22 protein-coding genes and 1 pseudogene are annotated in these 23,950 nt (G+C 71.9%); 18 read left to right on the top strand and 5 right to left on the bottom strand.

The annotated features are described in order from the left end of the window. The first annotated feature begins 66 nt into the window (after positions 1-66). The 7 genes from ABD067_RS14815 (at position 67) to ABD067_RS14785 (ending at position 7,223) form a co-directional block, all read left to right on the top strand. Positions 67-537: a tripartite tricarboxylate transporter TctB family protein gene (locus ABD067_RS14815; RefSeq protein ID WP_343896116.1), complete on the top strand. Its 471-nt coding sequence runs from the start codon at positions 67-69 to the stop codon at positions 535-537. Continuing rightward, complete coding sequence (locus tag ABD067_RS14810; protein ID WP_343896115.1) at positions 534-2,045, top strand: tripartite tricarboxylate transporter permease; 1,512 nt, start codon at positions 534-536, stop codon at positions 2,043-2,045. The genes ABD067_RS14815 and ABD067_RS14810 overlap by 4 nt, the downstream gene beginning before the upstream one ends. Positions 2,046-2,080: 35 nt before the next feature. Then, the gene (locus ABD067_RS14805; RefSeq protein ID WP_343896114.1) at positions 2,081-3,061 is read left to right on the top strand and encodes a Bug family tripartite tricarboxylate transporter substrate binding protein; all 981 of its coding nucleotides are present in this window, start codon (positions 2,081-2,083) and stop codon (positions 3,059-3,061) included. A gap of 59 nt (positions 3,062-3,120) precedes the next feature. Further along, positions 3,121-3,969 (top strand): AAA family ATPase, encoded by an 849-nt coding sequence (locus ABD067_RS14800; protein ID WP_343896113.1) that lies wholly within the window; start codon positions 3,121-3,123, stop codon positions 3,967-3,969. Between the two features lie 8 nt (positions 3,970-3,977). Then, positions 3,978-5,156 (top strand): vWA domain-containing protein, encoded by a 1,179-nt coding sequence (locus ABD067_RS14795; RefSeq protein WP_343896112.1) that lies wholly within the window; start codon positions 3,978-3,980, stop codon positions 5,154-5,156. Positions 5,157-5,229: 73 nt separating this feature from the next. Then, positions 5,230-6,243, top strand: coding sequence for a Bug family tripartite tricarboxylate transporter substrate binding protein (locus tag ABD067_RS14790; protein WP_343896111.1), 1,014 nt, complete (start codon positions 5,230-5,232; stop codon positions 6,241-6,243). After that, complete coding sequence (locus ABD067_RS14785; protein ID WP_343896110.1) at positions 6,243-7,223, top strand: Bug family tripartite tricarboxylate transporter substrate binding protein; 981 nt, start codon at positions 6,243-6,245, stop codon at positions 7,221-7,223. The genes ABD067_RS14790 and ABD067_RS14785 overlap by 1 nt, the downstream gene beginning before the upstream one ends. Before the next feature lie 9 nt (positions 7,224-7,232). Here ABD067_RS14785 and ABD067_RS14780 read toward each other — a convergent pair whose 3' ends face one another. Next, positions 7,233-8,486 carry a cytochrome P450 gene (locus ABD067_RS14780; protein WP_343896109.1) on the bottom strand — a complete coding sequence of 418 codons (1,254 nt, stop codon included), beginning with the start codon at positions 8,484-8,486 and terminating at the stop codon, positions 7,233-7,235. 37 nt (positions 8,487-8,523) lie between these two features. Then, positions 8,524-8,844: a 2Fe-2S iron-sulfur cluster-binding protein gene (locus ABD067_RS14775; RefSeq protein ID WP_343896108.1), complete on the bottom strand. Its 321-nt coding sequence runs from the start codon at positions 8,842-8,844 to the stop codon at positions 8,524-8,526. Positions 8,845-9,069: 225 nt separating this feature from the next. On the opposite strand from ABD067_RS14775, the gene ABD067_RS14770 reads away from it, so the two are divergent. The 8 genes and pseudogenes from ABD067_RS14770 to ABD067_RS14735 all read left to right on the top strand — a co-directional run bounded on the left by ABD067_RS14770 (position 9,070) and on the right by ABD067_RS14735 (position 16,499). Next, a complete protein-coding gene (locus ABD067_RS14770; RefSeq protein ID WP_343896107.1) occupies positions 9,070-9,558 on the top strand; it encodes a PaaI family thioesterase in 489 nt (162 codons plus the stop codon). A gap of 62 nt (positions 9,559-9,620) precedes the next feature. Then, complete coding sequence (locus ABD067_RS14765; RefSeq protein ID WP_343896106.1) at positions 9,621-10,361, top strand: SDR family NAD(P)-dependent oxidoreductase; 741 nt, start codon at positions 9,621-9,623, stop codon at positions 10,359-10,361. A 40-nt stretch (positions 10,362-10,401) separates the two neighbouring features. Then, positions 10,402-10,698 (top strand): hypothetical protein, encoded by a 297-nt coding sequence (locus ABD067_RS14760; RefSeq protein ID WP_343896105.1) that lies wholly within the window; start codon positions 10,402-10,404, stop codon positions 10,696-10,698. 304 nt (positions 10,699-11,002) lie between these two features. Further along, entirely contained in the window at positions 11,003-12,235 is a 1,233-nt protein-coding gene (gene hutI / locus ABD067_RS14755; RefSeq protein WP_343896104.1) for an imidazolonepropionase, read from the top strand. Between the two features lie 70 nt (positions 12,236-12,305). Beyond that, complete coding sequence (gene hutU / locus ABD067_RS14750) at positions 12,306-13,979, top strand: urocanate hydratase (RefSeq protein WP_343896103.1); 1,674 nt, start codon at positions 12,306-12,308, stop codon at positions 13,977-13,979. A gap of 70 nt (positions 13,980-14,049) precedes the next feature. Next, positions 14,050-14,610 (top strand): annotated as a pseudogene (locus ABD067_RS14745) (histidinol dehydrogenase); the annotation flags it as partial. Positions 14,611-14,668: 58 nt separating this feature from the next. After that, positions 14,669-15,355 carry a histidinol dehydrogenase gene (locus ABD067_RS14740; protein ID WP_343896102.1) on the top strand — a complete coding sequence of 229 codons (687 nt, stop codon included), beginning with the start codon at positions 14,669-14,671 and terminating at the stop codon, positions 15,353-15,355. 49 nt (positions 15,356-15,404) lie between these two features. Next, positions 15,405-16,499: a P1 family peptidase gene (locus ABD067_RS14735; protein ID WP_343896101.1), complete on the top strand. Its 1,095-nt coding sequence runs from the start codon at positions 15,405-15,407 to the stop codon at positions 16,497-16,499. A 79-nt stretch (positions 16,500-16,578) separates the two neighbouring features. Here the strand turns inward: ABD067_RS14735 and ABD067_RS14730 are convergent, their stop codons facing one another. Further along, positions 16,579-17,040: a DUF427 domain-containing protein gene (locus ABD067_RS14730; protein ID WP_343896100.1), complete on the bottom strand. Its 462-nt coding sequence runs from the start codon at positions 17,038-17,040 to the stop codon at positions 16,579-16,581. 202 nt (positions 17,041-17,242) lie between these two features. On the opposite strand from ABD067_RS14730, the gene ABD067_RS14725 reads away from it, so the two are divergent. The 3 genes from ABD067_RS14725 to ABD067_RS14715 are packed head-to-tail and all read left to right on the top strand — an operon-like array spanning position 17,243 to position 20,079. Continuing rightward, positions 17,243-18,232 (top strand): sialic acid TRAP transporter substrate-binding protein SiaP, encoded by a 990-nt coding sequence (locus ABD067_RS14725; protein ID WP_343896099.1) that lies wholly within the window; start codon positions 17,243-17,245, stop codon positions 18,230-18,232. A gap of 3 nt (positions 18,233-18,235) precedes the next feature. Next, positions 18,236-18,805 carry a TRAP transporter small permease gene (locus ABD067_RS14720; RefSeq protein ID WP_343896098.1) on the top strand — a complete coding sequence of 190 codons (570 nt, stop codon included), beginning with the start codon at positions 18,236-18,238 and terminating at the stop codon, positions 18,803-18,805. Next, positions 18,802-20,079, top strand: a complete 1,278-nt coding sequence (locus ABD067_RS14715) for a TRAP transporter large permease (protein WP_343896097.1) — start codon at positions 18,802-18,804, stop codon at positions 20,077-20,079. Before ABD067_RS14720 ends, ABD067_RS14715 begins: the two co-directional genes overlap by 4 nt. Here the strand turns inward: ABD067_RS14715 and ABD067_RS14710 are convergent. Beyond that, positions 20,076-21,167, bottom strand: a complete 1,092-nt coding sequence (locus tag ABD067_RS14710) for a mandelate racemase/muconate lactonizing enzyme family protein (protein ID WP_343896096.1) — start codon at positions 21,165-21,167, stop codon at positions 20,076-20,078. The genes ABD067_RS14715 and ABD067_RS14710 overlap by 4 nt on opposite strands. 85 nt (positions 21,168-21,252) lie before the next feature. Continuing rightward, a complete protein-coding gene (locus ABD067_RS14705) occupies positions 21,253-23,877 on the bottom strand; it encodes a glycosyltransferase (protein WP_343896095.1) in 2,625 nt (874 codons plus the stop codon). Positions 23,878-23,950 lie beyond the last annotated feature (73 nt).

The following is a 23,950-nucleotide window of genomic DNA, read 5'->3' as shown; positions in this document are numbered from 1 at the left end:
GGCGGGCTGAAGGGATACATGCTGCCCGCGAGCGGCGGAAGCCGCACGGGAAAGGGAGCGGGGCGGATGCGGCTGCCCGACAGGGTGTCCGGCGGGGTGCTGGTGCTGCTCGGCGCCGCCGCGGCCTACGCGGGTTCGCGCCTGCCGGCGGTGCCGGGGCAGGACGTCGGCCCGGCGGCCTTCCCCATGCTGATCGGCGGCGGGCTCGTGCTGTGCGGCGCGCTGATCGCGCTAGGGATCGGGCGCGGATTCGAGGCGCCCGATGAGGACGCGGCCGGGGCGCCCCGCTTCGCCGGGCTGCGGGCGTTGCTGCCGCCGTTGCTGCTGGTGTTCTACGTGCTCGCGGTGGACCGGCTGGGCTTCCTGCCCACGGCGGCGGCGATGGTGCTGGCCACCGCCCTGGCTTTCGGGGCGCGCTGGCGGTTGGCGTTGCCCCTGGCGATCCTGGCGCCGCTGCTGGTGCATCTCGTCTTCTACAAGCTCTTGCGGGTGCCCCTCCCGGCTGGCCTGCTGCCGGCGCCATGGGCGGCGGCATGAGCGAGATGCTGGAAGCGCTGCGGCTGGTCGCGGCGCCGGACGTGCTGGTGGCGATCGCCGCCTCGGCCGTCTACGGGCTGGTGGTGGGCTCCCTCCCCGGCCTCTCCGCCACCATGGCGACGGCGCTGCTGGTGCCCGTCACCTTCCACCTTTCGCCCATCGCGGCGGTGGCGACCATCATCACCGCCTCCGCCATGGCGATCTTCTCGGGCGACATACCCGGGTGCCTGCTCCGCATCCCCGGAACGCCGGCCTCCGCCGCCTACACGGACGAGGCCTACGCCATGACGCGCAAGGGCCAGCCGGAGGTGGCGCTCGGCGCAGGGCTATGGTTCAGCGCCATAGGCGGCATCGTGGGCACGCTCTCGCTCGTGCTGATGGCGCCGATCCTGGCGGAGATGGCGCTGTCCTTCTCCACTTACGAGTACTTCTGGCTGGCGCTGCTCGGGCTGATGTGCGCGACGCTGGTGGCGCGCTCCTCGCCGGTGAAGGCCATCGCCGCCATGCTGCTCGGCCTCTTGGTGTCCTGCATCGGCATGGAGAACCCGGCGGGCACGCCGCGCTTCACCTTCGGCGTGCCGGACCTCCTGGGCGGGATCGAGGCGGTGCCGGCGCTGGTGGGAGTTTTCGCGCTCGCGGAGGTGATGCGGGCGTTGACCCGGCCGCCCGCGCCGCCGGTGCCGGAGCGGCGCTTCGGCAGCATCCTGAAGGGCCAGTGGGCGCTGACCAAGAAGTACCAGTTGCCGATGTGGCGAGGGAACCTGATCGGCGTCATCATCGGCGTGCTGCCCGGCGCGGGGGCGGACATGGCGGCCTGGGTCAGCTACGCCATGGCCAAGAAGTTCTCCAAGGAGCCGGAGAAGTTCGGCACCGGCCATCCGGAGGGGCTGGTGGAGGCGGGCGCGTCCAACAACGCCTCGTTGGCCTCCGGCTGGGTGCCGTCGCTGCTGTTCGGCATCCCCGGCGACACCATCACCGCCATCGCCATCGGCGTGCTCTACATGAAGGGGCTGAACCCCGGGCCGACGCTGTTCACCGAGCGGGCGAGCAGCATGTACGCGCTCTACATCATCTTCATCCTGGCCAACATCATCATGATCCCACTCGGCATTCTGATGATCCGCATCGCCACGCGGGTGCTGCGGGCGCCGCTGGCGGGGATCATGCCGGTGATCCTGCTGCTCTGCGCCGTGGGGGCCTTCGCCACGGGGAACAACCTGTTCGCGGTGCTGCTGGTGGCCGTCTTCGGGTGCTTGGGCTTCGTCATGGAGCGCAACGGCTACCCGGTGGCGGCCATGGTGCTCGGCATCGTCATGGGGACCATGGTGGAGCAGAACCTCGTCACCTCGCTCATCAAGTCCGATGGCGATGTGCTGCCCTTCTTCGAACGGCCGGTCGCGGGGGTGCTGGCGGCCATGACCTTCGGCGCGCTGCTCTGGCCGCTCGGCGTTTGGCTGTGGCGGAAGGCGCGCGGGCCGGGCTTGCCGACGGCCAAGGCCGCGGGATAGCTAGAGAAGCAACGAAAAGACCGGAGGACTCGCCCATGACCCGCATCCCGCGCCGCACGCTGCTCGGCGCAGCCGCCGTCGCGCCCCTCGCCCGCCCGGCGCTGGCGCAGGCGCGGTGGCCGAACCGGCCGGTGCAGCTCATCTGCCCCTGGGCCGCCGGCGGCGGCACGGACGCGGTGGTGCGGATCGTCGGGCAGCTGCTAGAGCGCGAACTCGGGCAGCCCTTCAACGTGGTGAACCGCACCGGCGGCTCCGGCGTGGTCGGCCACGCCGCGATCGCCCAAGCGGCACCGGACGGGTACACGCTCGGCATGCTCACCTCCGAGATCTGCATGCTCCATTGGCAGGGGCTGACGGAGATCACCTACCGCAACTACACGCCGCTCTCGCTGATGAACAACGACCCGGCGGGCGTGCAGGTGAACAACGGCTCGCCGCACCGCGACGTCAAGGCGCTGGCCGACGCCATCAAGGCGAGCCGGCCGGGGCAGCTCAAGGCGTCCGGCACCGGCCAGGGCGGCATCTGGCACCTGTGCCTCGCGGGGTGGCTAGGCGCCATGGGCCTCAAGGCCGACCACGTGCGCTGGGTGCCCTCCAACGGCGCGGCGCCCGCGATGCAGGACTTGGCGGCGGGCGGCATCGACTTCACCACCTGCTCGGTGCCGGAGGCGCGGGCCATGCTGGACGCCGGGCGCGCGCGCAGCCTGGCGGTGATGGGGCCGGAGCGCCTGTCCGCCTTCCCGAACGTGCCGACGCTGAAGGAGGCGATAGGCATCGATTACCAGAACGGCGCGTGGCGCGGCATCGCCGGGCCCAACGGGCTGCCGGCGGAGGTGAAGGCGGCGATGGAGCCGGCGCTCGGCAAGGTGTTCAACTCGAACGAGTACAAGGAGTTCATGAACGCCCGCGGCTTCGGACTCACCTACGCCGACGCGGCGGGCTTCGCGCGGCACCTGGAGGCGGCCGACAAGTCGCTCGGGGACGCGATGAAGGCCGCGGGGCTGGCCAAGGCCTGACCTTGCCCGATCCCGGCCGGGGCCTCACCTTCGGCCGGGACCGAGGCGGGGAGAAGGGCGTGGCCGGGTTCAAGGGCACCGAGACCTACATAGCGTCGCGCGACTTGGAGGTGGCGGTGAACGCCGCCGTGGCGCTGCAACGGCCGCTGCTGGTGAAGGGCGAGCCCGGCACGGGCAAGACCGTGCTGGCGCAGGAGGTGGCGCGGGCGCTGGGCCACCCGCTGATCGAGTGGCACATCAAGTCCACCACCAAAGCGCAGCAGGGCCTCTACGAATACGACGCGGTGTCCCGCCTGCGGGACGGCCAGCTCGGCGACGAGCGCGTCCACGACATCGGCAACTACATCGTCCGCGGCAAGCTGTGGGAGGCGTTCGAGGCGCCTGAGCCGGTGGTGCTGCTGATCGACGAGATCGACAAGGCCGACATCGAGTTCCCAAACGACCTGCTGCTCGAACTCGACCGGATGGAGTTCTTCGTCTACGAGACGCGGCGGCAGGTGAAGGCCAAGCACCGCCCGATCGTCGTCATCACGTCGAACAACGAGAAGGAGCTGCCGGACGCCTTCCTGCGCCGCTGCTTCTTCCACTACATCCGCTTCCCCGACTGCGAGACGATGGAGCGCATCGTCCAGGCGCACTTCCCCGACATCCGGCGCGACCTCGCGCGGGAGGCGCTGAACGTCTTCTTCCAAGTCCGCGGCGTAAACGAGCTGAAGAAGAAGCCCGCGACCTCCGAGCTGCTGGACTGGCTCAAGCTGCTGATGATCGAGGACATGCCGGTGGAGGCGCTGCGCACCCAGGACCAGAAGGTGGCGATCCCGCCGCTCTACGGCGCGTTGCTGAAGAACGAGCAGGACGTCCACCTGTTCGAGCGGCTGGCCTTCCTGTCCCGGCGCCAAAGGGGCTAGCGCCCGCCGTGTTCGCCACCTTCATCCTCGCGCTGCGGCAGGCCGGGCTGCCGGCCTCCATCACCGAGTACCTGGCGCTCCTGCGGGCGATGAAGGAGGGCGTCGCGGACTACAGCGTGGAGGACTTCTACCACCTGAGTCGGGCCGCGCTGGTGAAGGACGAGCGCCACCTCGACCGCTTCGACCGCGTGTTCGGCGAGGTGTTCAAGGGGCTGGAGCCGCCGGAGGGTGATCCGCGGCAGGAGATCCCGGAGGAGTGGCTCCGCAAGGTGGCGGAGAAGCTGCTGACGGAGGAGGAGAAGGCTGCGATCGAGGCCGCCGGCGGCTTCGAGAAGCTCATGGAGTTGCTGAAGCAGCGCCTGGCCGAGCAGAAGGGCCGGCACCAGGGCGGCAGCAAGTGGATCGGCACCGGCGGCACCTCGCCCTTCGGCGCCTACGGCTACAACCCCGAGGGCGTGCGGATCGGCCAGGAGGAGAGCCGGCACCGGCGCGCGGTGAAGGTCTGGGACAAGCGCGAGTTCCGCGACCTCGACGGCGACGTGGAGATCGGCACCCGCAACATGAAGGTCGCGCTGCGCCGGCTGCGGCGCTTCGCGCGGCAGGGCGCGGCGACGGAGCTGGACCTGCCCGACACCATCCGCGCCACCGCCAACAACGCCGGCTCGCTCGACCTGAAGATGGTGCCGGAGCGGCACAACCGGGTGAAGGTGCTGCTGCTGCTCGACATCGGCGGCTCCATGGACGACCACGTGCGCGAGTGCGCCGAGCTGTTCTCCGCCGCGCGGGCGGAGTTCAAGCACATGGAGCACTTCTACTTCCACAACTGCCCCTACGAGCGCCTGTGGCGCGACAACCGCCGCCGGCAGGGCAGCACGGTCTCCACCTGGGACGTGCTGCGGACCTACGGCCCGGATTACAAGCTGATCTTCGTGGGCGACGCCGCCATGAGCCCCTACGAGATCGCCCAGCCCGGCGGCAGCGTCGAACACTGGAACGAGGAGCCGGGGAGCGTCTGGATGGGGCGCCTCCTCGGGCATTTCCGGCGTTCGGCGTGGCTGAACCCGATGCCGGAGGAGGTTTGGGGCCGGTACCACTCCACCGGCATGGTGCGGCAGTTGATGGAGCGCCGGATGTTCCCCCTGACGCTGGCCGGCGTGGAGGCGATGACGCGCGAACTCGCGCGCTGACCGGAACGGGGCTACTCTCTCCGGACCGCCGCTCCGAGCAGCGGCGGCGGGAAACGGACCGGAGAGTCCACGGATGACGACCACTGCCACCACGCGGCGTCGCCTGTTGTTCGGCGCCGTGCCGCTGCCCGCCGTGCTCGCCCTGCCCTCGCCCGCCCTGGCGCAGGCCGCAGCCTTCCCGGCGCGGCCCGTCACCTGGGTCGTGCCCTTCGCCGCCGGCGGCATCACCGACGCCACCGCGCGGCTGATCGCGCAGAAGATGGGCGCCAACCTCGGCCAGCCCGTGGTGGTGGACAACCGGCCGGGCGCCGGAGGCACCATCGGCACGGAGCAGGCCTCGCGCGCGCCGGCCGACGGCTACACCCTGCTCTACGGCACGCAGAACACGCACGCCGTCGCGCCGCTGCTCTACCCCAGCCTGCGCTACGACCCGGAGCGCGACTTCGTGCCCGTCTGGGGCCTGGGCGCGGCGGTGAACCTGCTGGTGGCCAATCCGGCGCTCCCCGTCCGCAGCGTCGCCGACCTCGTCGCGCACGCGAAGGCGCATCCGGACCGGATCAACTACGCCTCCACCGGCATCGGCACCGGGCAGCACATGGCGGGCGAGCTGTTCCAGGTGGTGGCCGGCGTGCGGATGACCCACGTGCCCTACGCCGGCTTCCAGCAGGCGTTGAACGACCTGACCACCGGCCGCATGGACGTCATGTTCGACTACGCTTTCACCTCCTTGCCGCACGCGCGGGAGGGGCGGCTGCGCGCCCTGGCGGTGACGGCGACGGAGCGCCTGGCGGTCGCGCCGGAGGTGCCGACCATCGGCGAGGCCGGCCTGCCGGGCGCCGAGATGATGGGCTGGGCCGGCGTCTACGCGCCCGCGCGCACCCCGGCGCCGGTCGTGGCACGGTTGGCGGAGGCGGTGGCCGCCGCGATGCGCGACCCGGCGGTGGTGGAGATGTTCGACCGGACCGGCACCATCCGCTGGGCCGACAAGAGCGGCGAGGACATGCGGCGCGTGCTGGCCGAGGAGGTCCCGCGCGCGCGGGAGCTGATCGCCCGCTCGGGCGGCGGCGGCGGGGTGCGGGCCAACTGATGGCTACCGCGCTTCCGCGCCGGGCCGCCCTCTCGGCGCCTTTCGTCCTCGCCGGGCGCGGCGCGGAGGCGCAGGGCTTCCCGACGCGGCCGGTCGTCTGGGTGGTGCCCGCCGGGCCGGGCGGCATCACCGACACGGGGGCGCGGATCGCGGCGCCGAAGCTGGGCGCCCTGCTCGGGCAGCCGGTGGTGGTGGAGAACCGGCCCGGCGCGGGCGGCATCGTCGGGACCGAGTCCGTCGCCCGCGCCGCGCCGGACGGGCACACCATGCTCTACGGCTCGCAGAACACCCACGCGGTGGCGCCGGCCATGCAGCCGGGCCTGCGCTACGACCCGCAACGGGACTTCGCGCCGGTGCACGGCCTCGGCGCGTCGCCCAATCTGCTCGTGACCGGCGCCGCCCGGCCGTGGCGCACGGTGCTGGAGTTGGTCGAGGAGGCGCGGCGGCGGCCGGACGCGCTGAGCTACGCCTCCACCGGGGTGGGCACGAGTTCGCACCTCCTGGCGGTGATGCTGCAAGGGGCGGCGGGAATCGGCATGACGCACGTGCCCTACGCCAACCCCGCCGGGGCGTTGCAGGACGTGATCGCGGGGCGGGTGGACGCGATGTTCGACTTCCCGCTCACCTCCATGCCGCACGTGCGGGAGGGCCGGCTCCGCGCCCTCGGCCTGTCGTCCGGGGACCCTGTGCCGATCGCGCCGGGCGTCCCGTCCCTCGCCGCCGCGGGCGTGCCGGGCGTGGAGCTGGTGCCCTGGGCGGCCCTCTTCGTCCCGGCGCGCACGCCGCCCGCGGCCGTCGCCAGGCTCGAAGCCGCCGCGAAGGCGGCGCTGAAAGACCCGGCTGTGCGGGAGTACTTCGAGGGCACCGGCACCGTCCTGTGGGACGACATGGGCGCCGAGGCCCTCGGGCGCTTCCTCGCCGACGAGATCCCGAAGGCGCGAGACCTCGTCGTCCGTTCCGGCGCGGCGCGCTCCGGCTGAACCGCCGCCTCAGTTCGCCGGGATGCGGACCGGCAGGTCGGTGATGCCGTGGACGAAAGACGAGTAGATCCGCTGCGGCTCGCCCACCACCTCGATGCGCGGGAAGCGCGCGAGGATCTCTTCCCAGAGTATCTTGAGCTGCATCTCGGCCAGCCGGTTGCCGACGCACCGGTGGATGCCGAAGCCGAAGGACAGATGCTGGCGCGGGCGCTTGCGGTCGATGATGAAGTGGTCCGGCTCCTCGATCGCCTCCTCGTCGCGGTTGCCCGAAATGTACCACATGACGACCTTCTCGCCCTTGCGGATGAGCTTGCCGCCGATCTCGGTGTCCGCGACCGCGGTGCGGCGCATGTGCGACAGCGGCGTCTGGTAGCGGATGATTTCCGGCACCATGGTCTCGATCAGCCCCGGGTTCGCCCGCAGCTTGGCGAACTCGCCCGGGTTCTGGTCGAGGAACAGCACGCCGCCGCTGATGGAATTGCGCGTGGTGTCGTTGCCGCCGACGATCAGCAGGATCAGGTTCCCGAGGAACTCGCGCGGCGTCATGTTCCGCGTCGCCTCGGCGTGCGCGAGCATGGAGACCAGGTCCGGGCGCGGCTCCGCGTTCACCCGCTCGTTCCAGAGGTTCGTGAAGTAGGCGAGGCACTCGGCGAAGACTTCCTCGCGCTGCTCCTCGGTCTCGATAATGCCGCCCGGCATCGGGAAGGCCGTGGCGCGGTCGGACCAGTAGGAGAGCTTGCGGCGGTCCTCGAAGGGGAAGTCGAACAGGGTCGCCAGCATCTGCACCGTCAGTTCGATGGAGACGTGGTCGACCCAGTTGAAGGTTTCTCCGCGCGGCAACCCGTCCAGGATGCGGCAGACGCGCTCGCGGATGACGCCCTCGAGCTTCGCCAGGTTGCCCGGCGCCACGATGGGCTGCACCGCCTTGCGCTGCTCGTCGTGCTGCGGCGGGTCCATGGCGATGAACATGGGCAGGCGCAGGTCCGCCGGCCGGTCGCGGATGGTGATGCCGCCGTAGGACGAGTCCGAGGACAGCGTCTTGTGCGCCAGCTCGGCCTTCATGATGTCGTTGTACTTGGTGATGGACCAGTGCGGGCCGAACAGGCTCTCGGCCGTGTGGTGCACCGGGTCCTCCTGCCGCAGACGGCGGAAGTAGGGCATCCAGACGTCGTCCCGGAACAGGGCCGGGTCGCTGACGTCGAGCTTGTCGAGGGGCAGGCTCCGCGCCAGCGCCTCGTGGTCCACGTTGACCGGAGCGTTCATCGATTCCGTCCCTTCCCTGCGTTTCTCGGCGGCGCGGTCAGTGCTGCGCCTCGGGGAGCCGGACCACCAAGCCGTCGAGTTCCGCCGTCATCTCGATCTGGCACGACAGGCGCGAATTCGGCTGCGTGGCCGCGGCGAAGCTGAGCATGCTCTCCTCCTGCTCGCCCCTGTCGCCCGTCTTGGCGAACCACGCCTCGTCCACGAAGACGTGGCAGGTGGCGCAGGCGCACTGGCCGCCGCAATCGGCGTCTATGCCGGGCACGCCGTTGTCCACCGCGCCGCGCATGACGGAGAGCCCCTCCTCCACCGCGACCCGGTGCTCGGTGCCGTCGTGCTCGATGTAGGTGACCTGCGGCATGTCCTCTCCCTTCGCTGCGCGGCGCCTGCCCGGCCGGCCGGCCTTTGAGCCGGCCGGTGGCGGCTGAGTTTTGAACGCCGGTTCCGCCGTTCCGCGGTGATCCAGCCCACCCGCCGGCGGCTAGACAGGCGCCAATCCATTCCTGTTACCACCATTCAGGGTCGGCCCGGGTGCCGGCGTCAAGCGCCCGGCATCGCCGGGAGGCAGGCCGTCGTGTAAGCCCGGGTGCCGACCACGGCGTCCCTCAAGGTGAACACCATCCACATGATCGAACGGCCACACCCGACGCCATCGTCGGACGGAATTCCTCACGGCTTCGTGCCAAGGCCCGTCGGCGGCGGCTTCATGGAGGCGGCCGGGCCGATCTACGTGCGGCGCGACGCCGCCGGGCGCGCCACCTTCGGCCTTCTGGTCGAGCCCCGGCATTGCAACGCTAAGGACATGTGTCACGGCGGGATGCTGGCGGCGCTGACCGACGTGGTGCTCGGCATCGGCGGGCTGGAGCAGGCCGGGGTGAGAGGATTCTTTATTACGATCAGTTTAGCGCAGGATTTCCTGGCACCGGTGCCGCTCGGGTCCTGGCTGGAGGCGGAGGTGGACCTCCTGCGCCGGACCCGCACGACCATGTTCGTCCAAGGCGTGTTCAGGGTGCGCGGGGAGGCGGCGTTGCGGGCGAGCGGCGTCTTCCGCCTGCCCCGGCCGGAGCAAGGCTAGAGCGGCGGCCCCGGGCGCGTGCTAGCCTCGCTGTTGAGAGCGTCTCGCAGGAGGATGGACCCATGCCGCAAGCGCAGCCTTACATGCTGCTCACGGGCGCCAGCCGCGGCATCGGCCACGCCACGGTGAAGCTGTTTCAGGAACGGGGCTGGCGCATCCTCACCGTCTCGCGGCAGCCCTTCTCCGAGGAGTGCCGCTGGCCCATGGCGCGCGAAAGCCACCTCCAGGCCGACTTGGCGGACCTCGACGGGATCGAGGCGCTGGCCGCGGAGGTGCGGCGGCGCTTGCCCGACGGGGCGCTGCACGCGCTCGTGAACAATGCGGGGATATCGCCCAAGGGCGAGAACGGCGCGCGTTTGGGGGTCCGGGCGAGCGACGCCGCCCTGTGGACGACCGTGCTCAACGTCAACATCGTCTCGACCGCGCTGCTCGCCCGCGCCCTGTTCCCGGAGTTGCGGCGGGTGCGCGGCTCGATCGTGAACGTCACCTCCATCGCGGGGTCACGCGTACACCCCTTCGCGGGCACCGCCTACGCCGCATCGAAGGCGGCGCTGGCGGCGCTGACGCGGGAAATGGCGCACGAGTTCGCCCCGCACGGCGTCCGGGTGAACGCCATAGCGCCGGGCGAGATCGACACGGCGATCCTCTCCCCCGGCACCGAGGAGATCATCAAGCACGACGTGCCGATGCGCCGCCTCGGCGACGCGCGCGAGGTGGCCGAGACCATCCATTTCCTTTGCACGGGGCCGTCGTCCTACATCAACGGGGCCGAGATCCACATCAACGGCGGCCAGCACGTGTGACGGCGCCGGCACTCCGGCGCCGGCCGTGCGTTGACCGTGCATGGCGAAAGAACCTGAGAGCGGCTGGCTGCCGATAGAGGCATTGGACAGCGAGCAGGCCCGCTTGCAGGACGCGAGCGGGGCGGAGGTGGCCCGGCTCCTGGCCTTGCCGGAGCGGGCGATGGTGCTGGAATTGATGCGCTTCGCACGCGCGGACACCGGCGCGGAACCGCCGCTGCAACCGGCCGACCTCGCGCGGGCGTTGGCGCGCTTCGCGGGCGACGACATGCCAAGCGAAGAGGCGCTCCGCCGGGACTTCCCGGGGCTCACCCGGGAAGCCGGCGTTTCGGGCGCTTGAGGCGCCTTGCCGGCGCGCAGCCGGCAGCGCCGGCCCGGCCCGGCCCGGCCCGGCCCCGGTGTTCGTGAAGGGGCGCCGCGCGGCAAGACGGCTCCTTGATGGAGCCGGCGGCGCCGCATACGCTTCGCCCGCAGTGCCATGAAACAGACGCTCGGGCGCGACGGAGCCGAGGCGCGCGGTCCGGCCGCGGCCGGCCGGGGGCCGCAATCCCGGCCATCGCACGGGCCGGCGGAATGTTCGGACGCATCGGCATGGACCGTCGCGGCGGCGCTGTCGCAGGTCCGGTTTCCGAGGGGACGGCCGAATGGGCACCACCGAGGCGCGGGCGCGTAGCTGGATCAACGCGCGGCTGGCGACGATGGACCCGTCATCCGGCCACCCGTACGGCGCGCTCGAGGGTCCGCACGCGTTGCGCACCAGGCACGGGCGGATCGAGGCCGTAATGCCGATGCGGGATTGGCGGCCGGCATCGGGCGAGGAGGCGGTGGACGCTGCCGGGCGCTGGATGACGCCGGGCCTCGTCGACTGCCACACGCACCTCGTCTGGGGCGGCGACCGGGCGGGCGAATTCGAAAGGCGGCTCGCCGGCGCCTCTTACGCGGAGATCGCGGCCGGCGGCGGCGGCATCCGCGCGACCGTCCGGGCCACGCGCGCGACTTCGGAGGAGGAGTTGGCGCGGACGGCGGCGGAGCGGCTCGCGCCTCTTCTCGCCGAAGGGCTGACCACGGTGGAGATCAAGTCCGGCTACGGCCTCACCCTCGCCGACGAATTGAAGCAGCTCCGCGCAGCGCGGCGCGTGGCTTCGCTGGTAACGGTCCGGGCCACAACCACACTGCTCGCGGCCCACGCCGTGCCGCCCGAGTTCGAGGGCCGCGCCGACGACTACGTGTCGCACGTCTGCGACGCCATCCTGCCCGCCGCCGCGGCCGAAGGGCTGGCGGACGCGGTGGACGTGTTCTGCGAGCGCATCGCCTTCTCGCCGGAACAGTGCGCGCGCGTGTTCGGCCGCGCCCGCGAGCTCGGCCTGCCGGTCAAGGGCCACATGGAGCAGCTCTCGAACCTCGGCGGCAGCCGCTTGGCCGCGTCCCACGGCGCGCTCTCCGCGGACCACGTCGAGTACCTCGACGAGGCGGGTGTCGAGGCGCTCGCGCACGCCGGCACCTGCGCGGTGCTGCTGCCCGGCGCCTTCTACTTCCTGCGCGAAACGCAACGCCCGCCCGTCGAAGCGCTGCGCCGGGCCGGCGTGCCGATGGCGGTCGCCACCGACCTGAACCCCGGCACCTCGCCCTTCGCATCGCTCCGATTGGCGGCCAACATGGCGTGCGTGCTGTTCGGGCTGACGGTGGAGGAGGCGTTCGCCGCTATCACGCGGGAGGCGGCGCGCGCGCTCGGCCTCGCCGGCCGGCGGGGAGTGCTGGCCGGGGGCGCGGACGCCGACCTCGCCTTGTGGTCGGTGCCGCACCCCAACGCCCTCGTCTACGAACCCATGGCGCCGCGCCTCTGGCAGCGCGTGCTGGGAGGTGAGATCGTGGCGTGAGGGCCGTCCCCGGCGCCGTGCCGCAGCGGGCACGGCCGGCCGGGCGAACCTTGGACCGAGGAGGCGTCCGATGACCGGCAACCGTCTGTCCAACAGGGTCGTGCGCGCGCCGCGCGGAACCGAGCGCGCCTGCAAGAGCTGGCTCACGGAAGCCGCGTACCGCATGGCGCAGAACAACCTCGACCCCGAAGTGGCGGAGCACCCGGAGGCGCTGGTCGTCTACGGCGGCATCGGCCGGGCCGCGCGCGACTGGGGAAGCTTCGACCGCATCCTGGAGACGCTGCGCCGGTTGGAGGACGACCAGACCCTTCTGGTGCAGTCCGGCAAGCCAGTGGGCGTGTTCGAAACCCACGTCGACGCGCCGCGCGTGCTGCTCGCCAACTCCAACCTGGTGCCGCATTGGGCGACCTGGGAGCACTTCAACGAGTTGGACCGCAAGGGGCTGATGATGTACGGCCAGATGACGGCCGGCTCCTGGATCTACATCGGCAGCCAAGGCATCGTCCAAGGCACCTACGAGACGTTCTGCGCGGTGGCAGAGAAACACTTCGGCGGCCGGGCGCAGGGCCGCTGGATCCTCACGGGCGGACTCGGCGGCATGGGCGGGGCGCAGCCGCTGGCCGCCACCATGGCGGGCTTCTCGACCGTCTGCGTCGAGTGCGACGAGAGCCGCATCGATTTCCGCATCCGCACCCGCTACTGCGACGCCAAGGCGGCCTCGCTGGACGAGGCGCTCCGCCTGCTCGACGAGGCGCGCGGCGGCAACCGGCCCCGCTCGATCGCGCTGCTCGGCAACGCCGCCGAGGTCTACCCGGCGCTGCTGGAGCGCGGCGTCGTGCCGGACTGCGTCACCGACCAGACCTCGGCGCACGATCCGCTCAACGGCTACCTGCCCGCGGGGTGGGGCATGGCGGAGTGGCGGGAGCGCCGGGAGCGCGACCCCGCCTCCGTTGTGGAGGCCGCGAAGGATTCGATGGCGGCGCAGGTGCGGGCCATGCTGGAGTTCCAGCGCCAAGGCTCCGCCGTGCTCGATTACGGCAACAACATCCGCCAGATGGCCAAGGAGCGAGGCGTTTCGGACGCTTTCGGCTTCCCGGGCTTCGTGCCCGCCTACATCCGCCCGCTGTTCTGCCGCGGCGTCGGCCCCTTCCGCTGGGCCGCGCTCTCCGGCGACCCGCAGGACATCCACCGGACCGACGCCAAGGTGAAGGAGCTGATCCCAGACGACCTGCACCTCCACACCTGGCTCGACATGGCGCGCGAGCGGATCGCCTTCCAAGGCTTGCCGGCACGCATCTGCTGGGTCGGGCTGAAGGACCGCGCCCGCCTCGGCCGTGCCTTCAACGCCATGGTGGCCAGCGGCGAATTGAAGGCGCCGATCGTCATCGGCCGCGACCACCTAGACAGCGGCTCGGTGGCGTCGCCCAACCGCGAAACGGAGGCGATGCGCGACGGCTCGGACGCCGTGTCCGATTGGCCGCTGCTCAACGCGTTGCTGAACACCGCTTCGGGCGCGACCTGGGTGTCGTTGCACCACGGCGGCGGGGTCGGCATGGGGTTCAGCCAGCACGCCGGCATGGTGGTCGTCTGCGACGGCACGCCGGACGCGGACCGCCGCCTCGCCCGCGTGCTGCGCAACGACCCCGGCACCGGGGTCATGCGCCACGCCGACGCCGGCTACGACGACGCCATCGCCTGCGCGCGAGAGGAGGGCCTGGACCTGCCGATGCTCGACGGCGATTGAGCGGACAACACATCGGTTGACGCGTCCGGGGGCCAGTGGCCCTTGCGGACGCTTATGCAGGGAGGGAGGCATGGCGCGTTATCTGAAGCGGGGTCGTGACGCGAGCGCCGCGGCCGAAGACAACGCGAAGGTGCGGGCGACGGTCGAACGCATACTGGCCGACATCGCCGACCGCGGCGACGACGCCGTGCGCGAGTTGTCGGTCCGTTTCGACAAATGGGACCGCGCCGATTACCGGCTGACCGACGCGGAGGTCCGCACGTGCCTCTCGGAGCTCTCGGCCCGTGACATCGAGGACATCCGCTTCGCCCAGGAACAGGTGCGCAACTTCGCCGAGCAGCAGAGGGCCGCCCTCCGGGACATCGAGATCGAAACGCTGCCGGGCGTCGTGCTCGGGCACAAGAACATCCCGGTCAACTCCGTCGGCTGCTACGTGCCCGGCGGCAAGTACCCGCTCCTCGCCTCCGCGCACATGTCGGTCATCACTGCAAAGGTCGCCGGCGTGCCCCGTGTGGTGACCTGCGCACCGCCTTTCCAGGGGCGGCCCGCGCCCGCCATCGTCGCCGCCCAACACTTGGCCGGGGCCGACGGGATCTTCTGCCTCGGCGGCGTGCAAGCCGTCGGCGCCATGGCGCTTGGCACCCGCGCGGTCGCGCCGGTGGACATGCTGGTCGGCCCCGACAGCGCGTTTGGCCGAGGCGAAGCGGCAGCTCTTCGGACGCGTCGGAATCGACCTGTTCGCCGGCCCTACGGAGACGCTGGTGATCGCCGACGAGATGGTGGACGCCGAACTCTGCGCCACGGACCTGCTCGGGCAAGCCGAGCACGGCCCGGACAGCCCCGCCGTGCTGCTCACCACCTCCAAGCGGCTCGCCAAGGAGACGATGGCGGAGGTGGAGCGCCTGCTTTCGATCCTGCCCACGGCGGCGACGGCGCGGAAGGCATGGGACGACTTCGGCGAGGTAATCGTCTGCGACTCCGACGAGGAGATGGTGCGCGAAGCCGACCGCATCGCTTTGGAGCACGTCCAGGTGATGACGCGCGACCTGGGCTATCTCCTGAGAAACATGACCAACTACGGCGCGCTCTTCCTCGGCCCGCGCACCAAGGTCGCTTACAGCGACAAGGTGATCGGCACCAACCACACCCTGCCCACGCGCAAGGCGGCGCGGTACACCGGCGGGCTCTGGGTCGGCAAGTTCCTCAAGACCTGCACCTACCAGCGCGTGCTGACCGACGCGGCCTCAGCGATGGTAGGCGAGTACTGCTCGCGGCTGTGCATGCTGGAGGGCTTCGCCGACCACGCCGAGCAGGCCAACGTGCGCGTCCGCCGCTACGGCGGCCGCAACATCCCCTACGCGACCGCGGCCGAGTGACCGCGCGCCGGGGTCGCTCGACGAAACGGGGGAGCGGCGAGGAGGGAGCATGAACCGCAGGAAGCTCGCGGCAGGGTCCGCGCTCGGGCTGGGCGCGGCGGCCCTGCCCGGCGACGGCGGCCTCCTGGCCCACGCGCAAGGCCAAGCCGCGGGGCCGCGCCTCCTCGGCGGCGCCATCACCGACGTGCCGGGCGTGAAGGTCGGCCACTTCACGGACCACCGGCGGCCGACGGGCTGCACCGTGGTCCTCGCCGAGGAGGGCGCGACCGGCGGCGTCGACGTGCGCGGCGCGGCCCCGGGCACGCGGGAAACGGACCTGCTCGACCCGTCCAACCTGGTGGACAAGGTGCATGCCGTGCTCCTGTCCGGCGGCAGCGCCTTCGGGCTGGACGCCGCGGCGGGCGTCGTGCGCTGGCTGGAGGAGCGCGGGATCGGCTTTCCCGCCGGTCCCGCCCGGGTGCCGATCGTCCCCGCCGCCATCCTGTTCGACCTCGGCGTCGGCGACCACCGCGTCCGCCCCGACGCCGCCGCCGGCCACCGCGCCTGCGAGGCGGCGTCGGCCGAGGCGCCGGCCGAGGGCTCCGTCGGCGCGGGCGCGGGCGCCACGGTGGGCAAGCTGTTCGGCCTTTCCCGCGCCATGAAAGGCGGCATCGGCACCGCGGCGGTGCGGGCGGGCCGGGTGACGGTGGGCGCGATCGTCGCCGTGAACGCGGTGGGCGACGTGGTGGACCCGGCGACCGGCGCCGTGCTCGCCGGGTCGCGGACCGAGGACGGGCGGCGCAGGCTGGGCGCGGCGGACGCGATCCTGCGCGGCGAGCTGCCGCCCGCCTTGCAACCGGGCATGGCCACGACCATCGGCGTGGTTGCGACGGACGCCGCCTTGACCAAGGCCCAGGCGCGGCGGCTCGCCCAGGTGTCGCACGACGGGCTGGCGCGCACGATCGAGCCCGTCCACACCATGTGGGACGGCGACGCCATGTTCGCGCTGGCGACCGGCAAGAGCGGCCTTCCGGGCAACATGATGGCGCTCTCGGTGCTCGCGGCGCGTGTGACCGCGGCGGCGGTGTTGCGCGCCGTGCTCAACGCCAAGGGCGTCGCCGGTCCCGGCCTGCCCTTCATCCCGGCCGCTGCGGAACTCGCCTGACGGGGAAGACGGTTCCGCTGGCGGCCGCGGCGGCGCGCCCGCCGCATGGAGCCCTTTGCGGAAACCGGGGCCGCACGGTTCACCAGTCCATGGTGCCTGGCCCGCCCTTGAACGGGCCTTTGAGATCGCGCGTGATCCAACCGCCGTAGAAGCCGCCGGGCTGCGGCGTGACCGCTTCGTCGCCGACGAAGCAACGGTCCATCGCACCGGCGTACACCGCCAAGTGGTCGCGGATGTCGGCGAAGGCGGGCGCCGGGTCCGGGTAACCCCAGGCCGCCCGCTCCGCCGCGCGGTCGCCGGCACGGATGGTCCAGTAGCGCGCCTCGCCCTTCCACTCGCAAAAGCTGCGGCCCGGCGCCGGCTCGAGCGCGCAACCGGTGAACGCGGCCCAGGGCAGGTAGTAGACCGGCGGGTGCGACGTCTCCAGCACGCGGTAGGCCGCATCGGTCGCAGCGATCGTGCGGCCCGCGAAGTCGATGCGCACGCGCAGGGCGACCGGTTCCAGGGCGGGCGGCCTCGGGTAGTTCCAGACGTTTTCCATCGCTCGAATCCTTCGCTCGATGCTCGGAGGCGCGGCGCCGACGAGCGAGGCGGCGTGCTGTCCGCGCGTGCGGAACAGAAGCGCCCCGCACGGGCGCGAGCCCTGTTTCCAAGGCGCCGGGCTTGCCGCGCAGCGCCGCCGTCCGGCATGGTGGCGCGAACGGCGGCCGGCCACGGCGCCAAGGACCGCGAGGGAGAAACGCATGCTCCGCAGGAAGTTCGTCGCGGCGGCCTTGGCCGTGCCCGCTTTGGCCGCGTCCCGGGCCGGCGCGCAGTCGCGTCTGCGCTGGGCGCATGTGTACGAAACCAACGAGCCCTACCACACCCAGGCCCTCTGGGCAGCCGAGCAGATCCGTGACCGCACCGGCGGGCGCTGGACGGTCGAGGTGTTCCCGGCCAGCGCGCTGGGGAACGAGCCCACCATCAACCAGGGCCTCGCGCTCGGCACCGTGGACATGATCTACACGGGCGTCGCCTTCGCCGGCTCCACCTTCCGCCCGATCTCCGTCGGCAACGCGCCCTACGTGTTCCGCGACTACGAACACTTCAGCGCCTACCGCGGCAGCGATCTCCTGCGCGAGCTGATGGCCGGCTACAGCCGCCAGACCAACCACCAAGCGCTCGCCCTCACCTACTACGGCGAGCGGCACGTCACGGCGAACAAGCCGATCACGCGGCCGGAGGACATGCGCGGCATGAAGCTGCGCGTGCCCCAGGCGCCGCTTTTCCTGATGTTCACCCGCAGCGTCGGCGCCAACGCCACCCCCATCGCCTTCGCGGAGGTCTACCTGGCGCTCCAGCAAGGCACGGTGGACGGGCAGGAGAACCCGCTGCCGACCATCCAGGCCAAGAAGTTCTACGAGGTGCAGAGCCACATCTCGCTCACCGGCCACATAACGGAAAGCCTGCTGACCATCGTGAGCGGCGGCACCTGGCGTCGGCTGAACGACGCGGACAAGGGCACGTTCCAGCAGGTGCTGCGCGAAGCCTCCGACCGCGCCTCGGCCGAGATCCGCAAGCAGGAGCTGGAGCTGCCGGCCTGGTTCGAGGGGCAGGGCAAGACCGTGCTGCGCCCCGACCGCGCCGCCTTCCGCGCCGCCGCCGCGCCCCTGCACAACGACGCGCAGGCGGGCGCCGGCTGGACGCGCGAGCAGTACGACCGTTTGCAGGCCATCGCCAGCCGTCCGGGCTGAGCCATGGCGACGAAGGACGACGCCGAGACGCTCTTCGCCAAGCTGGCCGAAGAGGAGGCCGCGGCCCACCCCGAACCGCCGCTGGACATCGCGCCGGAGGACTGGATCACCTTCCTCCTCTTCTGGACGCTGGCGGGCGTGGTGTTCCTGCAATTCTTCACCCGTTACGTGCTCAACGACAGCCTGACCTGGACGGAGGAGATCGCCCAGTACCTGCTGATGGTGGTCACCTTCGCCGGCAGCGCGATGGCGGCGCGGCGGGGGGCGCACATCGCCGTGGAGTTCCTGCTCAACAAGCTGCCCCGGGGCGCGCGCCGGGTCGCGCACGCGCTCGTCGCGGCGGTTGCGACGGCGTTCTTCGCCGTCTCCGCCTTCCTCTGCTGGCAGGTCAGCGAAGCGATGCGGTTCCAGCCGATGATCGCGGTCGAGTACCCCTTGGCGATCGTCTACTACGGCATCCTGTTCGGCCTCGTGCTCACCACGGTCCGCTCCGCCCTGCACGGTTTGCGCCGCTGGCGGGAGGGCGAGCCGGAGGTCGCGCCCGAACCGGGCGCGGGGGGCGTGAAGCTGTGACGGCGCTCCTCTTCGCCTCCTTCCTCGGCCTGCTGCTGCTCGGCGTGCCGGTGGCGGTCGCGCTCGGCGGGTCGTCGCTGCTCTACGTGCTGGCGGAGGGCGCGACACCGCCGCTCGTGGTCCTGCACCGCATGGCGGCCGGGGTGGACAGCTTCCCGCTGCTCGCCGTGCCCTTCTTCATCATGTCCGGCAGCCTGATGAACAGCGCCGGCATCACGGAGCGCATCTACTCCTTCGCCACCGCGCTCGTGGGCTGGCTGCGCGGCGGGCTCGGCCACGTGAACGTGGTGGGCAGCGTGATCTTCGCCGGCATGTCCGGCACCGCTGTCGCCGACGCCGGGGGCCTGGGCACCATCGAGATCAAGGCGATGCGCGACCACGGCTACCCGCTGCCCTTCGCGGTGGGGCTGACGGGCGCCTCTGCCACCATCGGGCCGATCATCCCGCCCTCCCTGCCCATGGTGATCTACGGCGTGATGGCCAACGCCTCCGTCGGCCAGCTCTTCGCGGCCGGCTTGATCCCGGGCCTGCTGATGGCGGGCACCCTGATGGGCGCCGTCGCCGTGACCGCCCACCGCCGCGGTTTCGACCGCGACGCCGAGTTCCGCTGGGATCGGCTGCGCCACGCCGCCGCTCGCGCCTTCCTGCCGCTGATGACGCCGGTGCTGCTGGTGGGCGGCATGACCTCCGGCGCCTTCACACCGACCGAGGCCGCTATCGCCGCCACGGCCTACGCCCTGTTCCTCGGCGCCGCGGTGTACCGCACCTTGACGTGGCGGAGCTTCCTCCGCGTCTCCATGGAGACCATCGAAACCACGGCGGTGGTGCTGCTGATCGTGGCAGGCGCCAGCATCTTCGGCTGGATCGTCACCACCACGCGCATCACCGACGAGGTCGCAGGCCTCGTCCTGTCGATCACCAGCGAGCGCTGGGCGGTGCTGCTCCTGGTGAACGTCTTCCTGCTGCTCGTCGGCTGCTTCCTGGAAACCGTCGCGGCCATCACCATCCTGGTGCCGGTGCTGCTGCCGCTGATGGCGGCCATCGGCGTGGACCCGGTGCACTTCGGCCTGATCATGGTCCTGAACCTCATGATCGGCCTCGTGACGCCGCCTGTCGGAATGGTGCTCTATATCCTGTCCCGCGTGTCCGGCCTCACCTTCGAGCAGACCACGCGCGCCTGCGCGCCCTTCCTCATCCCGCTCTTCCTCTGCCTCGCGCTCGTCACCTACTGGGAAGGGCTGGTCATGTGGCTGCCGACGCTGATCTACCGTTAGGTCGCGCGCAGCGGTTCCAGCGCGTTCCAGTCGAAGGAAACGCCATGGCCCGGGCGGTCCGGCGCCACGGCGCGGCCTTCCTCGATCCGCAGCGGGTGCCCCACGAAGCGGTCCAGGCCGAAGCCGTGCGCTTCCAGGAAGGAGCGGTTCGGGCAGGCGGCGAGGAGTTGCACCGTGATGTCGTGCGCGCCGTGGCTGGTGACGGGCAGGTTGAACGCCTCCGCCAGCCGCGCGACCTTCATGAAGGCGGTGACGCCGCCGCAATTGGTCACGTCCGGCTCCGGATAGGCCACGCCGCCGGCGGAGATCAGCGCCTGGAATTCCCACACGCTGCGCAGGTTCTCGCCCGCGGCGATCGGCAGGCCGCCCTCGCGCAGGATGCGGGCATGGCCGGCCACGTCCTCGGGGATGGTCGGCTCTTCCAACCATAGAGGGTCGTGGGGGGCGAAGGCGCGGGCGGCGCGGATGGCTTGGTCCGCGGTCCAGGCCATGTTGGCGTCCACCATCAGCGGGAAGTTCCCGCCCAGGTGCGCGCGCATGGCTGCCAAGCGCTCCACGTCCTCGCGCAGGTCCGGGCGACCGACCTTCATCTTGATGGCGCGGAAGCCGCGGGCGAGGTTCGCGTCCGTCTGCCGCAGCAGGGCGTCCAGCGGCAGGTCCAGGTCGATGCCGCCGGCGTAGCAGGGCACGCGCGGGTCGTGGCCGCCCAGCAGGCGCCACAGCGCGGTGCCCGCGCGCTTGGCCTTCAAGTCCCACAACGCGGTGTCGAAGGCCGACAGCGCCAGCACGGTCGGCCCGCCGCGGCCGCCGTAGTGCAGCGCCCACCAGACGCGGCGCCACAGCGCCTCGATCAGGTCCGCGTCCTCGCCCACAACCAGCTCGGCGATCTCCCGCGCCAGGGTATCGTGGACCGCGCCGCCGTTGCGGCCGACGGTGAAGGTGTAGCCGACGCCCTCCGCGCCGTCGGCGTCGCGGACGCGGGCGGTGACGATCTCGAAGGCGCGCATGGCGCCGTGGGTGCTGTCGGTCAGCACCTCGGGTAACGGGATGCGGTAGAAGCCCGCCTCGATCCGTTCCAGCCTCGCCATGCGCGCCTCCCCGGTCCGTGGGTGCCAAGCCGCAGCATGCGCGCGCCGCGCGCCGGGGTGAAGCCGCCGGAACGCGCAGCGACGGTCAGCGTGGCGCCGAGCGGCCCTCCTCCGGGCACCCGGTCACGGCGGCCGCCAGCTTGCGCCCCACGGACTCGGCCCCGAACTCCTCCCGCACGAAGGCGAGGCACGCTTCCCCCAGCCGCTCGGCGAGCGGGTCGTCCCGGTGCAGCGCGACGATCTTCGCCGCCGCCTCGGCGTCGGAGCCCGCGATGAGCCAACCCAGGGGTTCCGGCAAGGCGATCCCCTCGGCGGCGACCGGCGACATCACGCAGGGGACGCCGTGGGCCATGCTCGTGAGCACCTTGCCCTTGATGCCGGCGCCGTAGCGCAATGGGGCAACGGTGCAGCGGACCCGGTCGAACACCTCCCCCAGGTCGGGCACGTGGCCCAGGACCTCGGCGCCCGGGCCTGCGAGGGCCGCCACGTCACGCGGAAGGCCGTCGCCGACCAGCAGGGCGCGCAGGCCGGGCATCGCTTCGCGCGCCCGCGGCAGCACGGCTCGCAACAGGTGGCGCGCGGCGTCCACGTTCGGCGGGTGGGCATAGCCGCCGATGAAGGCCACGCCTGACCGCGCCGACGCGGGCGCGGCCGCCGGCCGGGTCCGGACCGTCCAGGGCACGACGTGAACGGCGGCGCCCGGCGCGGCGCGGCTCAGCAATTCGGCTTCCACGTGCGAGTGGACGATGACGGCGTCTGCTTCGAGCGCCGCACCGAGTTCCGAGCGCTCCAGCCGCGCCGCCCGCGCCTCCAGGTCCGCGTCCCCCTCGATCCCGGCTTGCCGTCGCAAGCGCAGGAAATGCAGATCGGCGACGGAATAGACCAACCGCGCCAGGGGAAAGTGCTCGCGGACCAAGCCGGCGTACTTCGCGGCGTTGCCGTGGCGGTGCAGGTAGACCACGTCGGGCGCCACGGCCATGTCCCGGAACGCCTCCTCCACCGAGCGGACGTGCGGGGCGTGGAGGCACTCGACGCCCAAACGCTGCAAATCGGCCGTGTAGGGCTCGATCCGCGCCATGTTGCCGGCGGGCAGGAACGTCACTTTGTGGCCGGAAGCCTGCAACAGCCGGATGTGCTCGAAGGCCGCGTTGGAGCCGGCGTCGCGGTCGGGCGTCGGCACAGTTTCGTCGATGAACACGGCGCGGCGCGTGACGGCCCGCTCCGCTTCCAGCCGCGGGTCGTGCCCGGCCGGGGCGAGGCGCGCCAGCACGCCTTCCCAGCGGCGGAGGAATTTGCGTTGGTTGACGGCCTGGAAGCGCTTGTGCCCCCAGGAAGCCGGGTCGCGGCCGCAGCTCGCCCCTTCGTGGTGCACCACGCGCGACAGCGGCTGCACCACGACGCGCCGCCCGGCCCGGCGCGCCCGGAAGCAGAGGTCGGTGTCCTCGTAGTAAGCCGGCGCGAATTCCTCGTCGAAGCCGCCGAGCTCCTCGAACAGGGCGCGGGGGACCATGAGCGCGGCGCCGGACACGTAGTCCGCATCGCGCAGGTAGCAGAAGCGCGGCTCGTCCGGGTCGCGGCCGTTGCCCCAGTTCGCCGCGTCACCGAGCCGCCGGACGATGCCGCCCGCCTCTTGGAGGCGGCCGTCGGGGTAGACGAGCTTGGAACCCGCGACCCCGACCTCGGGCATCAGCTCGAAGGTCCGCACGAGCTCGTCGAGCCAGCCTTCGCCGACCTCCGTGTCGTTGTTGAGGAACAGCAGGAACTCGCCCCGCGCCGCCCGCGCGCCGAGGTTGGCGGAGCGGAGGAAGCCCAGGTTGCGGGGGTTGCGCAGGACGCGGACGCCGCCCGTGACCACGAATTCGGCCAGCAGCGTCGCGTCCGTCGAGGCGTCGTCCACCAGGACCACCTCGAAGCCGGCGCGGGCGCCCTGCTCGGAGATCGACAGGAGGCAGCGGCGGGTGTGCTCGAACTGGTTGTGGGCGCAGATCACGACCGAAACGCGCGGCGTTTCCGGCACCGGCGGCAGCTCGATCGGGGCGTACTGGGCGCGCGCGGCGCGCACGAGGTCGGCGAACGGCCCCGCATCGGCCTCGCAGGAGGCCAAGTCGTCGAGCCGGGCGCGCGGCCCGTCCTTCGGCGAACCGTCGGCGCCCAGCGCGATGCGCGCGTCCACGACGCCGGCGAACAAGCGCCCGAGCAGTTCCAGCGGCCCTGCGAGGTCCTCCGGGCTGCGGGCGGCGCGCACCGCGGCTTCCACCGCGTTTCGGACAAAATCCACGGCACGGTCGTCGAGGCCGGCGTCGGGCCGCTCGACCCAGCGCGGCGAGCCGTGCAGGTCGCAGCCGCCATCGGCGAAGCGGACGCTCAGGCGCTCGCGGGACTCGGACAAAAGGCCGGAGAGCCCGCTCAGCGAGAAGCCGTAGTCGCCCGTCCCGTGGCCCGCGTCCCGCACGTCCCTGCGGGCGCGGTCCGCGGTGAGGCGCGCCACCCTCTGGTCCCCCAGGAACACGTCGAGTTCGACGGCGGCGAACGGATCGGAGGGGTCCCAAGCCCAGCCCGTGACCCGGTCCGCGCTCACGTGCTCCACGTGGCCGGTGCGGCGCGCGGCGCCGAGGATGGCGGTGCCCGGTGCCGCCGCTGCCGAGCCCCCCGCCCCCGCGTCGAGCGGGCCGGCGGCCGCCACCGAGCCGATTCGGTCAAATCCGTCCACGGATACGCCTCAAATCCAATGCGCGCGCAAATCAGCACGAAGCGGGCCCGGCGCCGCCCACGGAATGAGGTCT

It is taken from the genome of Craurococcus roseus (assembly GCF_039523795.1).
Classification (GTDB): Bacteria; Pseudomonadota; Alphaproteobacteria; order Acetobacterales; family Acetobacteraceae; genus Craurococcus; species Craurococcus roseus.
The sequence above is the reverse complement of the archived record's forward strand: the minus strand, read 5'-3'. Positions and strand labels throughout refer to the sequence as shown.

Bases quoted from the DNA above. Each gene is read 5' to 3' on its own strand.
- ABD067_RS14815 (WP_343896116.1), top strand. From the start codon at position 67: ATGCGGCTGCCCGACAGGGTGTCCGGCGGGGTGCTGGTGCTGCTCGGC.
- ABD067_RS14810 (WP_343896115.1), top strand. From the start codon at position 534: ATGAGCGAGATGCTGGAAGCGCTGCGGCTGGTCGCGGCGCCGGACGTG.
- ABD067_RS14805 (WP_343896114.1), top strand. From the start codon at position 2,081: ATGACCCGCATCCCGCGCCGCACGCTGCTCGGCGCAGCCGCCGTCGCG.
- ABD067_RS14790 (WP_343896111.1), top strand. From the start codon at position 5,230: ATGACGACCACTGCCACCACGCGGCGTCGCCTGTTGTTCGGCGCCGTG.
- ABD067_RS14785 (WP_343896110.1), top strand. From the start codon at position 6,243: ATGGCTACCGCGCTTCCGCGCCGGGCCGCCCTCTCGGCGCCTTTCGTC.
- ABD067_RS14780 (WP_343896109.1), bottom strand. From the start codon at position 8,486: ATGAACGCTCCGGTCAACGTGGACCACGAGGCGCTGGCGCGGAGCCTG.
- ABD067_RS14775 (WP_343896108.1), bottom strand. From the start codon at position 8,844: ATGCCGCAGGTCACCTACATCGAGCACGACGGCACCGAGCACCGGGTC.
- ABD067_RS14765 (WP_343896106.1), top strand. From the start codon at position 9,621: ATGCCGCAAGCGCAGCCTTACATGCTGCTCACGGGCGCCAGCCGCGGC.
- ABD067_RS14760 (WP_343896105.1), top strand. From the start codon at position 10,402: ATGGCGAAAGAACCTGAGAGCGGCTGGCTGCCGATAGAGGCATTGGAC.
- hutI (WP_343896104.1), top strand. From the start codon at position 11,003: ATGGGCACCACCGAGGCGCGGGCGCGTAGCTGGATCAACGCGCGGCTG.
- hutU (WP_343896103.1), top strand. From the start codon at position 12,306: ATGACCGGCAACCGTCTGTCCAACAGGGTCGTGCGCGCGCCGCGCGGA.
- ABD067_RS14735 (WP_343896101.1), top strand. From the start codon at position 15,405: ATGAACCGCAGGAAGCTCGCGGCAGGGTCCGCGCTCGGGCTGGGCGCG.
- ABD067_RS14730 (WP_343896100.1), bottom strand. From the start codon at position 17,040: ATGGAAAACGTCTGGAACTACCCGAGGCCGCCCGCCCTGGAACCGGTC.
- ABD067_RS14725 (WP_343896099.1), top strand. From the start codon at position 17,243: ATGCTCCGCAGGAAGTTCGTCGCGGCGGCCTTGGCCGTGCCCGCTTTG.
- ABD067_RS14720 (WP_343896098.1), top strand. From the start codon at position 18,236: ATGGCGACGAAGGACGACGCCGAGACGCTCTTCGCCAAGCTGGCCGAA.
- ABD067_RS14710 (WP_343896096.1), bottom strand. From the start codon at position 21,167: ATGGCGAGGCTGGAACGGATCGAGGCGGGCTTCTACCGCATCCCGTTA.